The sequence below is a fragment of the Nocardioides bruguierae genome (genome assembly GCF_023554635.1).
Lineage (GTDB): Bacteria > Actinomycetota > Actinomycetes > Propionibacteriales > Nocardioidaceae > Nocardioides > Nocardioides bruguierae.
In genome coordinates this window covers 116,630-130,445 of record NZ_JAMJPH010000024.1, presented here as the reverse complement: position 1 = coordinate 130,445, position 13,816 = coordinate 116,630, and the positions used below count along the sequence as shown (strand labels likewise).

Sequence of the window (13,816 nt, the reverse complement as noted above, 5' to 3'; positions counted from 1 at the left end):
TCTGGCGTTTCCTCGGGCCAGGGCAGGTCATGCCCATCCCCCCATCAGGTCCCATTGTGCGCCACCACGTCAAGCCGCGCACACCACTCGCCGGGCCGCACGAGGCGTGTCACGGCGGCGCCCCGCACGTCCGCGATGCGACCACGGGTGGCCAGACCTTGACCGGAGGCGGAGACTGGGTCTCATGGCACGTCCCCTGCGCTCCGCCACGTCCACCATGGGCCGCAACATGGCCGGTGCCCGCGCCCTCTGGCGCGCGACCGGCATGACCGACGGCGACTTCGGCAAGCCGATCGTCGCGGTAGCCAACTCGTTCACCGAGTTCGTGCCCGGGCACGTCCACCTCCGCAACATGGGCGCCCTCGTCGCCGGTGCGGTCGAGGAGGCCGGTGGCGTCGCCAAGGAGTTCAACACCATCGCCGTGGACGACGGCATCGCGATGGGCCACGGCGGCATGCTCTACAGCCTGCCGAGCCGCGAACTCATCGCCGACGCGGTCGAGTACATGGTGCAGGCGCACTGCGCCGACGCCCTGGTGTGCATCTCCAACTGCGACAAGATCACCCCCGGCATGCTGCTGGCGGCCCTGCGCCTGAACATCCCGACCGTCTTCGTCTCCGGCGGCCCCATGGAGGCCGGCAAGACGACCGCGATCGAGGGCGTCGTCCACGAGAAGCTGGACCTCGTCGACGCGATGGTCGCCTCGGCGAACGACGCCGTCGACGACAAGACCCTGGACACCATCGAGCGGTCGGCCTGCCCGACCTGCGGCTCCTGCTCGGGCATGTTCACCGCCAACTCGATGAACTGCCTGACCGAGGCCATCGGCCTCTCGCTGCCCGGCAACGGCTCCACGCTGGCCACCCACGCCGCCCGCCGCGACCTGTTCCTGGAGGCCGGCCGACTCGTGGTCGACCTGGCCAAGAGCTACTACGAGGACGACGACGAGAGCGTCCTGCCCCGCGCCATCGCCTCGCGCCCCGCGTTCGAGAACGCCGTGGCCCTCGACGTGGCGATGGGCGGCTCGACCAACACGGTGCTGCACCTGCTGGCCGCCGCCCGCGAGGCCGAGCTGGACTTCACCGTCTCCGACATCGACGCGATCTCCCGCCGGGTGCCGTGCCTGTCCAAGGTGGCGCCCAACAGCCCGAAGTTCCACATGGAGGACGTCCACCGCGCCGGCGGCATCCCCGCGCTGCTGGGCGAGCTGAACCGCGGCGGCGTGCTCAAGACCGACGTCCGCTCGGTCCACTCCCCCGACCTCGAGTCGTGGCTGGACGCGTGGGACGTGCGCGGCGGCAAGGCCTCGGAGAAGGCCGAGAAGCTCTTCCACGCCGCGCCGGGCGGGGTCCGCACCACCGAGGCGTTCTCCACCGAGAACGTCTGGGCGAGCCTCGACACCGACGCCGCCGAGGGCTGCATCCGCGACATGGAGCACGCCTACTCCGCCGACGGCGGCCTGGCCGTCCTGCACGGCAACCTCGCCGTGGACGGCTGCGTCGTCAAGACCGCCGGCGTGCCCGACAACTGCCTCGTCTTCCACGGCACCGCGCGCGTCTACGAGTCCCAGGACGACGCCGTGGCGGGCATCCTCGCCAAGGAGGTCGTCGAGGGCGACGTCGTCGTCATCCGCTACGAGGGCCCCAAGGGCGGCCCGGGCATGCAGGAGATGCTGTACCCGACGTCCTTCCTCAAGGGCCGCGGCCTCGGCCAGAAGTGCGCGCTGATCACCGACGGACGCTTCTCCGGCGGTACCAGCGGCCTGTCGATCGGGCACGTCTCGCCCGAGGCGGCCGGCGGCGGGCTCATCGCGCTGGTGGAGACCGGCGACCCGATCGAGATCAACATCCCCGAGCGGACGATCAACCTGGCTGTCGACGACGACGTGCTCGACGAGCGCCGCATCGCCCAGGAGAAGCGCGACCGGCCGTTCACGCCGGAGAACCGCGAGCGCTACGTCTCCGCCGCGCTGCGCGCCTACGCGTCGATGACCACCGCGGCCTCGGACGGCGCGTACCGCAACGTGCCGCTCTGATCGACAGCACCGCCCGCAGCACCCGGACGCCGGGTCGGCCTGACGCCCAGGCCGGCCCGGCGTCCGCCGTTCGTGGGGCGTCCGCCGTTCGTGGAGCGTCCGGTGGGCGTCGTCCGGCTCAGCCGGGCTGGTCGGTGACGCCGAGGAACCGTCCGGTGATCGAGCGCGGACGCACCGTCACGGTGACGGGGCGCGCCCCCTCCAGCCACGGCTCGGCGGACGTGACGGCGCCGGCGTCGAAGGACGCGCTGGCCGTGCCGCGCACCAGCACGCTCCACCCCGTCCGGTAGCCCTCGTCGATCGCGTCGACCTCGAGGGCCACCGGGCTGTCGTCCACCTGGGCGGTCAGCGAGGAGGTGGAGGCCGTGCGGAAGGTGATCGAGGTGCCGTCGACGGCGATGTTGACCGGCAGCACGGTCGGGCCGTCCGGGGCGTTCCAGGCCAGGCGTCCGACCTGTGTGCCCTCGATCAGCCTCCAGCACTCCTCGGCGTCCATCTCCACCAGCACGTGCTTGCCCATGCGCCTGCTCCTCCGTGGTCGCTGCGTCTGCTCGTCCACGGCCAGTCTGCTCCTCGACGGGTCCTGCGGCACGGGGTCGCAGGTCGCCGGAGGACCCGGCCCAGGACGGTCGGCCTCGGGACCTTCGCCCCTCCCCACCCTGCTGGTCGCGGCCCCTGCTGGTCGGGCCGGTGGGGTCAGCAGCCGTAGGGCTCCACGGTGCCGTCGCGCCAGATCACGACGCCCCGGCGGGCACGTTCGGTGAGCCAGGCGGGAGCGGCGGCGTCGGCGACGAAGCCCGCCGTGGCGTCGATGTCGGCCCAGGTGAGGCTCTCGGCCACCACGGTCACGGAGCCGAGCGAGGCCGGTACCGCGCCGGTGCGGGGGTCGACGAGGTGGGCACCGCGCCGGGAGAGCCCCGACGTGGCCAGGGCGCCGTCGCGCAGCGTGAGCACGACCTTCACGCGGCTCGGGTCCGCCGGGTCCTCGATGCCGATGCGCCAGCCGGGGCGCTGGGGGTCGCGGACCCGGCAGACCATGTCCCCGCCGGCCGACAGGCACAGGTCGGTGTCGGCGAGCTCGAGCAGGGGCCGCACGGCCCGCTCCACCGCCCAGCCCTTCACGACACCGGTCGGGTCGAGCCGGCCGAAGCGCTGGACGTCGAAGCGTCCCCCGGTGGAGACGCGCGCCCGCTCGCCGAGGTCGAGCACGTCGGCGACCTCGGCCGGGCACTCCGCGAGGGTGACCTCGCGTCGGTCGAGCCTGCTGATCCAGGAGTCCGCCTTCCACGTGGAGAAGACCTGGTCGGCCCAGCGCAGCTCGTGGACGGCCTCGCGCCAGGCCTGGTGGCCGGCCTCGGTGCCGGCCTCGCGGCCGCGCAGCGCCAGTGAGATCGGCATGCCCATCACCTGCTCGTTGGCGCGCCAGGTGGGCGGGCCGGCGGGGGCGGCCGGGGCGGGCTGGGCGAAGGGCTGGTGGGAGTGCTGGGGAGCGGGGGTGGTGGTCACAGGTTGGCCTCGTCGATCGCGGACTGGAGGGAGCCGATGTAGCCCTGGGAGGTCACGGTGGCTCCGGAGACCATGTCGATGTCGGCGCTCTGCGCGTCGACGGTCTCCTGGATGAGGATGGGCAGTGCGTAGCTGTTGATCTCGACGTCGTGGTGGTCACCGGCCGGGTACTGCGGCACCGACACCTCGGTGATCTCGCCGCTCTCCACGGTGATCTCGACCTGCACGTAGCCGTAGCGGGTCATGGTCGCCTCACCGGTGAAGGTTCCGGAGACGGACGAGCCTGAGCCGGTGTCGGAGCCGGTGTCGGAGCCGGTGTCGGTGGACTCCGACGGTTCGGTGGAGTCGTCGGTGGAGTCGTCGGAGGAGTCGTCGGAGGGCGGGGCGCCGGAGGAGTCCGACGAGACCCCCGGGTCGGTGCTGGAGGTGCCACCGCTGATGGTCGCGGCGTCGGAGGACGCGCTCAGCGAGCCGGCGGTGGAGGTGCGGTAGCCGAAGAGCAGCACCACCACGGTCAGCGTGGACAGCAGGGTCAGGACGATGCGGCGCATCGAGGTCACCACCGGAAGGTCTCGAGATGGATCTGGGACGCCGGGAGGCCGGCCTGCTCGGCCACCTCCCGGACGCGGCCCACCCAGGCGTCGGGGCCGCAGAGGTACAGGTCTCGCTCCAGCAGGTCGGGCACCCACGAGAGCAGCGCGGTGACGTCGTCCACCGCGCCGACCCCGACGGGCAGCCAGGAGTCGTCGTCGCGGCGACGCCCGGCGAGCGTCAGCACCTGGAGCCCGCGCTCGCGGGAGAGCACGTCCAGCTCGGCGGCGAACAGCGGTGCCTGGGTGCAGCGCTGCACGAGCATCGCCTCGCCGGGGGCGTACGACAGCCCCTCGGCGAGCGCCCGCAGCGGCGTGATGCCGACGCCTGCACCCATCAGCAGCACCTTGCGCCTCGTCCGCGGGCGAGCGGTGAGCCGGCCGTAGGGCCCCTCGACCATGACGCGGGTCCCGGGGCGGGCAGAGGCGATCGCCCGGCCGCCGTCCCCCTCGACCTTCACGGTGAAGCGCAGGCTGCGGCCGTCGGGGGCGGCCGAGAGGGAGTAGGGGTGGGTGCGGCTCCAGCCGCGGCCGGTGAGCAGACGCAGGCTCAGGAACTGGCCGGCCTCGACGGGCAGCCGGTCCATCCGGCGCCCGGTCAGGTAGAGCGAGACCAGCCACTCCCCCGCCCCTGCGGGCTCGCGGACCACCGAGGTGACCACCAGCCGGTGCCGCAGGGTGCGGTAGGCGGGCAGCCCGAGGCGCCACACCAGGACGGCGGCGGCGCCGGCGATCCACCAGCCCCAGAAGAAGACCTGGCGACCGGTCGACGCGAGCAGCTCCTGCCCGGTCCACAGCTGGTGCGGCAGCGCGAGGCCCGCGCCGAGGTAGGCGTAGAGGTGCAGCAGGTGCCACGACTCGTAGCGCAGGCGCCGACGGGCGAACCGCATGCTCGTGACCACGACCATGACCAGCGCGAGCGTGCCGGCGTCGGCCAGCAGGATGCCTGGGTAGTCGACCGTGAGGTCCCACAGCATCAGCGGGGTGGCCAGCAGGTCGCCCAGCGCGTAGCCCCAGGTGATGAGGACGACGTGGGCGAGCATCAGCGTGAAGGACGTGAACCCGACGACGCGGTGGATGCGCGCCAGCCGGTCCTGCCCGTAGGCGTGCTCGAGCCACGGCACGCGGGCCATGAGCACGACCTGGGCGAGCAGGAGGACGCTGGCCACGAGACCGGTCTCCCGGCCGAGCGAGACCAGGGCCTGCGTCGGCTCGGCCAGGTCGGAGACCCCGCCCCCCGCCACCCACCAGTAGGTGACGAGCAGCAGGCTCAGCCACAGGGCGGCCACGCCGGCGAGCCGCACCGCCTCGTCGAGGCGGGCGCGGCTGCCGGGAGGGACGACCAGCCGAGGGGTCTCCTCGACTGGTCGCTGGGGGGCGGGGGCGAGGCTCACGTGTCCGAGCCGTCCTCGGTGCTGCCGTCGGAGCCACCGAAGGAGCCGCCGGCGTCGCCGCCGGGGTAGCCCTCGCCGTCGGAGAAGTCCGGCCGCTCGCCGGGCTCGCCGCGGTCACCACGCTCACCCGTCGGGCGCTGGCCCCAGTCGCTGCTCGGGACGACGCCGGAGTCCTCGGCGGTCTCGTGACCGATCGCGAAGCCGACGCCACCGGAGGCGAGGACGACCGCCGCTGCGCCGCCGGCCAGGGCCGCCCTACGGGTGCGGGGGCCACGGTTCGACCAGCCCGTGCGGACGCGGTCGCGCCCCGCCCCGAGGCGTGCTCGGCCGGCACCGAGGCGCCCGCGCAGGCCCGCCGAGCGGGACGCGTGCTCCTCGGTCGACGCCTCGGACGCCGCAGCGCCGGCGGCCGCACCCGCCGCGGTGCCGGTCACGGGGCCGGCCCAGGTGACGGGCTGGACGGTGGTGGGCTGCTCGGTGGCGGGGGCAGCCGCCACGGGCTGGTCCTGCTCGGCGACCGGCTCGTCCACGGTGGGCTCCACAGCCGGCTGCTCCGGCTCGTGCGAGGCGCCGGCCGGGGCCGCAGGCTCCCAGCGGGAGCCGCTGGACAGCGGGCGGGTCTCGTCGGGGTCGGCAGGGTTGGTCACGGCGCTCTCCTTGATCGGGGACGCGCCCACTGTCGTGCGCCCACCTGAGCGCTGCGACCAGGAGGCCTGTGCCGGACCTGTGCGATCCCGGTGCCGCCCCACACGCCAGATATCGGAACGATCACGAAGGTCACGAAACGATCACGGCCAGGTCACTCTTCGTGACCTGGCCGGGCAGGGCGCCGTCCGACAGCGCCGATCACCACTCCCCAGGGCGCGCCAGGGCAGGAGGACAGGATCGCGTCGACCCCCGCAGGGGTGGGACAGCGGTGCGACCTTAGGTGGCTCGTATGTCAGCCATGTTTCACGGCCGGACGATGGTTTCAGCCTCCGCCCCGGCGAGCACCACCACGGCACGTCGACGCAGGTCAGCCCCTCCGGCATCGTGCCCTGTCGCTCCTGTCACCGCAGGTCAGCGACGCGCGGGAGCGGAGCCCGATCCTGGTTTACGCCGCCGCGGCGCCGGAGATGAGAGGTAGGACACGTCCGCCTCGCGGGGTCGGGCCGGTCCGCGTCCCGGGGGCGTGCCGGCCCGTCGGGGCGTGCCTCAGAGACCCACGCTCTCCGCGAGCCACCCGGCGGCCCGCGCCGGCTCCACCTCCAGCAGCGCCTCTCCCGCCGTCACCTCCGAGACGACCCAGCCAGGCACGTCCGCCGCGCCCCAGGGCCAGCACAGCGCGACCCGCTCCCGGGCCGCGACCCGGGCCCAGCCGGCCCGGGCGACCTCGACGTCCTCGGCAGGGGCGAAGACCTGGAAGGCCGCGGTCTGCACCGGTCGTGGGGCGACCCGCAGGCCCCGTGCCTCCAGCTCCTCGCCGACCGCGCGGGCCCACGCGACGCACTGCGGCACCAGGGGCAGCCGGTCGCGCAGGCCCACGAGGGCCTCGAGCGCGACCGGGGTCAGCCGGTAGAGGGTCCCGCCGAGCCGGTGCCGCCAGACCCGCAGCTCCTCCGCCACGTTCTCGGAGGCCGCGACCGCGGCGCCGGAGGTCGCGCCGAGGGCCTTGTAGAAGGAGACGTAGACGGAGTCCACGAGACCCACCACCTCGGGCAGCGGCCGGTCGTAGAACGGCTGGCTCTCCCAGAGCCGCGCGCCGTCGGCGTGCAGGGCGACGCCGAGGTCCCGCGCCGCCGCCGAGAGCCCCTCCAGGTCCTCCCAGGACGGCAGGGTGCAGCCCGCGTCGCGCAGCGGCAGCTCGACCAGCACCGCGCCCAGGCTCGCGGGGTCCGGCAGCGCCCGCAGGTCGGCGGCCGTCGGCGTGCGCCGGCCCACGGTCAGGTGCTCCACACGGACGCCGTGCAGCACCCGCAGGGCGTCGTCCTCGTGCGTGAGCAGGTGGGAGAGGTCGGGCATGGCGACCCGCTGGGAGCCTGCCCGGTCGCACCAGGTCCGCAGGGCGGCCTGCTGCCCCATCGTCCCCGAGGGCAGCAGGACGGCGCCCTCGGTGCCCAGCAGCCCGGCGACCTCCTCCTCCGCGCGCTGCACGGCGCCCTTCGCGCCGTAGGTGTCCCAGGAGTCCCACGCGTCCAGGCCCAGCTCGTCGGCGGCACGCGCGAGCCCCGCGAGGTGCTCCGCCGGGGTGACCCGGCGACGACCGCCGACCACCTCGCACGCGGCCATGGCCTCGGCGACGGGATCAGGGGTCTGCGGCTTCTCGTCCATGGCCGCAGTCAAGCACCCTGGTCGACCTTCCCTGGGCCGGGTCACTCCCAGCGGCGGCGGACGACGGTGGTCACGTCGAACGGGTCGGCGCCGCCCTGGGCGGCCAGCTCGCCGTGCACGGCCGGGTCGGCGCGGGCGAGGAAGACGGGCGGCTCGCAGCCGACCCAGCGCTCGAGGGCGTCCCCGTAGGCCCGGGCGAGCTCTCCGCGGACGCCGAGGTCGGTGGGCACCGGGTGCCACACCGTCCCGGTGGGGACGGGGTGCCCGCGTCGTCCGGCCGAGCGCTCCGCGACCGCCTCGTCCGCGTCCGGCGAGCCCGGCGCGAGCACGTGGCGCCGCAGCGCGTAGCGGTGCCCGGAGACCGGGCCGAGAGCGTCGGCGAGCGCGCGTGTGAACACCTCGCTCCCGGCCTCGTCGGCCCCGCCGAGCACGCACCGGTAGGTGCCGTCCGGGTCCACGTCGGCGCTCACCCGCTCGGCCGAAGCACCGGGCACGAGCCCCGTGCTCCCCAGGGCGTCCGCCACGGCGGCGGCCACCCGGGGCACGGTGGAGGCGGTGCCGTCGACGGCACCGAGGAGCGCGGCACCCCGCCGACGGCGGTGGGTGCGGAGACCGACACCGGCGCCCGTGACTCCTGCAGCCGCCGCCAGCGACACGATCACGGGAGCGAGCCCACTGGGAGCACCGGCGGCCGACGCGGCCGCGGTGAGCCCCACCGTCGCGGCCGTGCCGGCCGACAGCCCGCCGCCGAGCGCCTGCCCGAACCTCGTCGTGGCCCGTCTGGCCTCGGCCTGCACGCGCGCGGACCTCGGCTCCAGCCGCCCCGCACGCACCGCCACCGCGGCCGGCTGGGGCCGCCCGTGGCGGTCGAGGTCGTCCTGCTCCGCCGACCGGACGACGGTGCGGCCGGGCAGCACGCGCAGCGTCCTGCCGACCCGGTCGGCGTAGGGCTCCCCGACCCGCCAGCGCTCCCGGACGTCGGCCCGACCCTCCGCGGCCACGAGCATCCGCGCGTTGACGGCCTCGTGCTCGGCGACCGGTGGCGGCGCGAACGGGCTGAAGACGGGGTCGAGGTGCGCGACGCCGTCCACGACCTCGCCCTCCGCGTCGACGCCGAAGAAGCCGGTGTGCTTGCGCACGAGGCGCTGCCAGTCCGCGTCGCCGCGGGGGTGCTCGGGGTCGACGCAGACGACCGTCCAGGTCAGCGCCACCTTCTCGGGACGCTGCGGGTCGGTGCGCAGCGCCCGGCCGCGCGTCTGCACCACGGCCGTCGTGGTCGTGACGGCGGTGAGGTCGACCAGCGTCGTGAGGCAGCGGGCGTCCCAGCCCTCCCCCAGCAGGCCGCGCGTGCCGACGAGGACGTGGGTGCCGCCGGCCTCCAGGAAGGTGGTGACGTGCCGGACCCAGCGGCGGCTGCTCCAGCGACCCTCCAGGCTCGCGGCACGGCCCCCGCCCGCCACGGCCGGCACGACCTCGAGGGCGCCGGCCAGACGGAGGTCCTGCGCGGCCGCGTGCTCCGCCAACGCGGTGAGCGTCGCCGGGGCCCCGGCCACCGCGGACCCGGAGACCAGCAGCACGTCCTCGGTCGCCGGGTCGGCCAGCAGTGCCTCGAGCACCGCCCACGCCGAGCCGGACTGCTGGTCGAGCACGCCCTCGAGGTCGGCCGGCAGCGTCGCGCTGGCGCGCTCGTGGTCGCACAGCACCAGCACCCGGGCGTCGTCGCCGAGGTTCGCCCTCTCGTGCCGGGCGATGGTGACGCAGGCGGTGGTCTTGGCCTCCGAGCGGGCCAGGACGCGGTCCACCGGGGTGCGGCCGCGGCGCACGCCGTGCCGGGTGAGGGTGTGGCCGACCGCGGGCAGGGCGGCGCGGATGCGGTCCAGCAGGGCGGCGTCCTCCGCGGCGTCGCTGCGGCGCAGGTGGCCGCGCACCCAGTCGTCGAGCAGCACCACCCAGTCCTCGGCCGCCGGCTCGCGGCGGTGCTCCTCCCCCGGCCGGGCGCCCTCGGGCAGCGCCAGCAGCCCGGCGTGGTGCAGGCGCAGCCCGGCACGGGCGAGGTCGGGCTCGCGGCGGGCCAGCGCCGGCCACGCCGGGCCGGGACGTCCGTCGGCGTCCTCGCGCGTGACCAGGCGCCGGTCGAGCCACGTCAGGAACGGCACCGTGCCGAGCGTGGGATCGACCAGGGCGGTGGTCAGCTCGGTGAAGCGCAGCGCGTCCCCGGCCAGCCAGTCCCGCTCCGCCGCGGTGGGCTGCACGAGCTGCACGAGCTCGGCGAACGGCGCCAGGTCGCCCTCGCGCACCACGGCCGGGATCGAGGTGGCGTAGGCGATGTCCCCGAACAGGTCGGCCACGAGGTCCGCCTGGTCGCGGGTCAAGGTCTCCGGCGGCGTCGCCGTCAGCCCCAGCACGCGCGCCCGGGGCAGCAGCGCCAGCAGCTCGGCGAGCAGCCGGCCCCACACCTCCAGCAGGTGGTGGCACTCGTCGAGGACCAGCAGCAGCGGGCCCGCCTCGCGCAGCGCCTCGACCAGCGCGCGGCCGTGCGGGTGCAGCCGCTCGAGCAGGGCCTCGTCGCGGCTCTCGGGCTCGGGCTCGTCCACCCCCTCGACGGGCTCCGCGTCGGCGTCGAAGACCGCGACCGACTGGTACGTCAGCGCCGTCAGCGCAGCGCCCAGGTCCCGGTCGTCGGAGGCGTCCAGGCCCATCGCCCGCGCCTGGGCCAGCCACTGCGCCTGGATCGCCGTGTTCGGCCCCAGGACGACGGCGCGGTGCCCCTCCGCCACGGCCGCCAGCGCCGTCTCCAGCCCCACGCGCGTCTTGCCGGCGCCCGGCGGCAGCACCACCCAGGCCCGGGTCGCCCCGGCCGCCCAGCGCACCGCCAGCGCGTCCAGCGCGAGCCGCTGGTGGCGCCGCAGCGGCGGTGGGACCGGGATCGGCGCGGGGACGGGCTCGGCGGTCACCGGCTCAGTCCTCCCAGAACACCCGGTCGACGACCTGCCGGGCGGTGCGCGTGCGCCGCAGGTGGTCCTCGATCAGCTCCTCGGAGGAGCCGTCCTCGTAGCCGAGCAGCGCCGCCACGGCGTGCCGGTCGTGGGCGTCCTTGGGCAGCTGGTCGCTGGGCTTGCCGCGCACCAGGGTCACCGCGTTGCGCACCCGGCTGACCCAGCGCCACGTGTCGGCCAGCACCTCGGCGTCGTGCCCGTCCACCAGGCCGGCCTCGGCAGCGGCGGCCAGGGCCGGCAGGGTGCGGCACCGCCGCAGGCCCTCGACCTCGTGGCCGTGGCGCATCTGGATCAGCTGGACCGTCCACTCCACGTCCGCCAGGCCGCCGCGTCCGAGCTTGAGGTGGGTGGCGGGGTCGGCCCCGCGCGGCAGCCGCTCCTTGTCGACCCGACCCTTGATCCGCCGCACCTCCAGGACGTCGTCCTCGGTGAGTCCGGCCTCGGGGAAGCGCAGGGGGTCCACGAGCGCGGTGAAGGCGGCGCGCAGGTCGGGGTCGCCGACGACGGCGTCGGCGCGCAGCAGCGCCTGCGCCTCCCACACCATCGACCAGCGCTCGTAGTAGGCCGCGTAGGACTCCAGCGTGCGCACGAGCGGCCCGCTGCGTCCCTCGGGGCGCAGGTCGGCGTCGATCACCAGGGGCGGGTCGCCACCGGGCAGGCCGAGCAGCCGGCGCAGCTCGTGCGCCAGCGCCTGCGCGTAGGCGGCCGCCTCCTGGTGGTCCGCGCCCTCCACGGGCTCGTGCACGAAGAGGACGTCGGCGTCGCTGCCGTAGGACAGCTCGAACCCGCCGTAGCGACCCATGGCGATCACGGCGAACCGGGTGGGTGCCGTCTCCAGGCCCCGCGCGGCGAGCACGGCCCGCTCGACCACCGTCAGCGCCGTCTCGAGCGTGGCGTCGGTGAGTCGGGACAGCGCGGCCCCGACCTGCTCGACGTCGACCAGGCCCAGGCTGTCCGCGGCCGCCAGCCGGAACAGCTCGCGGCGACGCACCGCGCGCAGCGCCCGCACCGCGGCCTCGGGCTCCTCGCGGCGCGCCGCGGCCGCCCGCATCTCCTCGAGCATCGGCTCCAGGGGGCGCGGGCCCAGGTCGGTGTCGGCCAGGACGCGCAGGCCCTGGGGCTCGTGCTCGAGCAGCGAGGTGGCGTACTTCGAGGTCGCCAGCACCCGGGCCAGCCGCTCGGCCACCTGCCCCTCGTCCCGCAGCAGAGCCAGGTACCAGGGCGTCTGCCCGAGCGACTCGCTGATGCGGCGGAAGCCGAAGAGCCCGCCGTCGGGGTCGCCGCAGTCGGCGAACCACTGGAGCATCGCGGGCAGCAGCGTGCGTTGGATGGCGGCCGCCCGGCCCACGCCGGCGGTGAGCGCCTCCAGGTGCCGCAGGGCGGCGGTCGGCTCGCGGTAGCCCAGGGCCGCCAGACGGGTGGCGGCCGCCGCGGGCGTCAGGCGGGCGTCCGGCCCGGGGATGGCGGCGACGGCGGTGAGCAGCGGTCGGTAGAACACCTTCTGGTGCAGGCGGCTGACCTCGCGGCGCACCCGCCCCCACTCGGCCTCCAGCGCGGCCGCCGGCTCCTTCATCAGGCCCAGCGACCGGCCCAGGCGCCGCAGCGACGCCTCGTCGTCGGGCACCACGTGCGTGCGCCGCAGCCGGAAGAGCTGGATGCGGTGCTCGAGGCGGCGCAGGAACTCGTAGGCGCGGCTGAGGTCCTCGCCGTCCTCGCGGCCCAGGTAGCCGCCCTCGGTGAGGTGGTGCAGCGCCGAGAGGGTGGCGGTGCAGCGGATCGTCTCGTCGGCCCGCCCGTGCACCAGCTGGAGCATCTGGACGGCGAACTCGACGTCGCGCAGGCCGCCCTCGCCGAGCTTCAGCTGGCGGTCAGCGTCCTTGCCGCTGAGGTGCTCCACGACGCGGCGTCGCATCGCCTGGGTCTGCTCCACGAAGCCGTCTCGCTCCGCCGCCGTCCACACCAGGGGGTCGAGCATCTCCGACCACTCCCGGCCCAGGGCCAGGTCGCCCGCGACCGGGCGGCGCTTGAGCAGCGCCTGGAACTCCCAGGTGCTGGCCCAGCGCTCGTAGTAGCCGAGGAAGCCGTCCAGCGTCCGGGTCAGCGGCCCCGCCTTGCCCTCGGGCCGCAGCGCCGCGTCGACCTCCCAGATCTCTCCCTCGCGCGTGGGGTCCGAGCACACCCGGATGAGGTGGCTGGCCAGCTGGGTGGCGGTGCGCCGCACCCGCTCGGGGTCCGGTGCCGGGGTGTCGGGGTCCTCGGGCACCACCGGCTCGTGCACGAAGACGACGTCCACGTCGGAGACGTAGTTGAGCTCGCGGGCGCCGCACTTGCCCATCGCGATGACGGCCAGGCGGACGTCGGCGGCGGCGGCGCCGACCCGCTGCCGGGCCACGGCCAGGCCGGCCTCCAGCGTGGCGGCCGCCAGGTCGGAGAGCTCCGCGGCGACGTCGTCGACCCCGACGCCGTGCGCCAGGTCGCGGGAGGTGAGGAGCAGCAGGTGCCGTCGGTACTCCACCCGCATGGCGAGCATCGCCTGGGCGTCGGGCAGCGTCGCCACGGGCGCGGGGTCGCTCGGGTCCGCGCCGACGGCACCGAGCAGGCAGGCCCGCAGCCAGAACGCCGGCGGCCGGGTGGAGCCCAGGAGCGGGTGGCGCAGGTCCTCCCACTGCTCGGGATGACGCACCAGGTGGTCGGTGAGCGCCAGGCTGGTGCCGAGCACCGAGAGCAGCCGCATGGCGGTGCCGTCCTCGTCGACGAGGGTGGCGAGCAGGCGGGCGCGCCCGGGGCCGGCGGGGTCCTCGTCGATCGCCTCGAGCAGGCGGACGAGGCCCGCCAGCGCGAGGTCGGGGTCGGCCGTGCCCGCGAGGATCCACAGCAGCGGGTCGGCGCCCTCGCCGAGCAGCGCGAGGTTCGCCTCGGCCACGTCGACGTCGGTGAAGCCGTGCCCCAGCAGGGCCGTGCGGGAGGAGAGCGGTCGCGACATGC

General features: G+C 75.4%; 9 protein-coding genes. 1 reads left to right on the top strand and 8 read right to left on the bottom strand.

Features of this window, described 5'->3' with window-relative positions; translation table 11 throughout:
- Positions 1–184 precede the first annotated feature (184 nt).
- Positions 185–2,035: a dihydroxy-acid dehydratase gene (gene ilvD, locus M8316_RS13485; protein ID WP_250055339.1), complete on the top strand. Its 1,851-nt coding sequence runs from the start codon at positions 185–187 to the stop codon at positions 2,033–2,035.
- 118 nt (positions 2,036–2,153) lie between these two features.
- Here the strand turns inward: ilvD and M8316_RS13480 are convergent, their stop codons facing one another.
- From M8316_RS13480 to M8316_RS13445, 8 genes are all read right to left on the bottom strand, one after another.
- Positions 2,154–2,555 (bottom strand): pyridoxamine 5'-phosphate oxidase family protein, encoded by a 402-nt coding sequence (locus tag M8316_RS13480; protein WP_250055337.1) that lies wholly within the window; start codon positions 2,553–2,555, stop codon positions 2,154–2,156.
- Between the two features lie 176 nt (positions 2,556–2,731).
- On the bottom strand, positions 2,732–3,541 hold the full coding sequence (locus M8316_RS13475) for an FAD:protein FMN transferase (protein ID WP_308196019.1): 810 nt from the start codon (positions 3,539–3,541) through the stop codon (positions 2,732–2,734).
- Entirely contained in the window at positions 3,538–4,092 is a 555-nt protein-coding gene (locus tag M8316_RS13470) for an FMN-binding protein (protein ID WP_250055428.1), read from the bottom strand. Before M8316_RS13470 ends, M8316_RS13475 begins: the two co-directional genes overlap by 4 nt.
- Positions 4,093–4,097: 5 nt before the next feature.
- Positions 4,098–5,525: a ferredoxin reductase family protein gene (locus M8316_RS20705; RefSeq protein WP_250826288.1), complete on the bottom strand. Its 1,428-nt coding sequence runs from the start codon at positions 5,523–5,525 to the stop codon at positions 4,098–4,100.
- The gene (locus tag M8316_RS13460; protein ID WP_250055335.1) at positions 5,522–6,172 is read right to left on the bottom strand and encodes a hypothetical protein; all 651 of its coding nucleotides are present in this window, start codon (positions 6,170–6,172) and stop codon (positions 5,522–5,524) included. Before M8316_RS13460 ends, M8316_RS20705 begins: the two co-directional genes overlap by 4 nt.
- Positions 6,173–6,719: 547 nt before the next feature.
- On the bottom strand, positions 6,720–7,835 hold the full coding sequence (locus M8316_RS13455) for a threonine aldolase family protein (RefSeq protein WP_250055332.1): 1,116 nt from the start codon (positions 7,833–7,835) through the stop codon (positions 6,720–6,722).
- A 41-nt stretch (positions 7,836–7,876) separates the two neighbouring features.
- On the bottom strand, positions 7,877–10,789 hold the full coding sequence (locus M8316_RS13450; protein WP_250055330.1) for a DEAD/DEAH box helicase family protein: 2,913 nt from the start codon (positions 10,787–10,789) through the stop codon (positions 7,877–7,879).
- A gap of 4 nt (positions 10,790–10,793) precedes the next feature.
- Entirely contained in the window at positions 10,794–13,814 is a 3,021-nt protein-coding gene (locus tag M8316_RS13445; RefSeq protein WP_250055329.1) for a bifunctional [glutamine synthetase] adenylyltransferase/[glutamine synthetase]-adenylyl-L-tyrosine phosphorylase, read from the bottom strand.
- Positions 13,815–13,816: the final 2 nt, after the last annotated feature.

Bases quoted from the DNA above. Each gene is read 5' to 3' on its own strand.
- M8316_RS13480 (WP_250055337.1), bottom strand. From the start codon at position 2,555: ATGGGCAAGCACGTGCTGGTGGAGATGGACGCCGAGGAGTGCTGGAGG.
- M8316_RS13445 (WP_250055329.1), bottom strand. From the start codon at position 13,814: ATGTCGCGACCGCTCTCCTCCCGCACGGCCCTGCTGGGGCACGGCTTC.
- ilvD (WP_250055339.1), top strand. From the start codon at position 185: ATGGCACGTCCCCTGCGCTCCGCCACGTCCACCATGGGCCGCAACATG.
- M8316_RS13470 (WP_250055428.1), bottom strand. From the start codon at position 4,092: ATGCGCCGCATCGTCCTGACCCTGCTGTCCACGCTGACCGTGGTGGTG.
- M8316_RS13455 (WP_250055332.1), bottom strand. From the start codon at position 7,835: ATGGACGAGAAGCCGCAGACCCCTGATCCCGTCGCCGAGGCCATGGCC.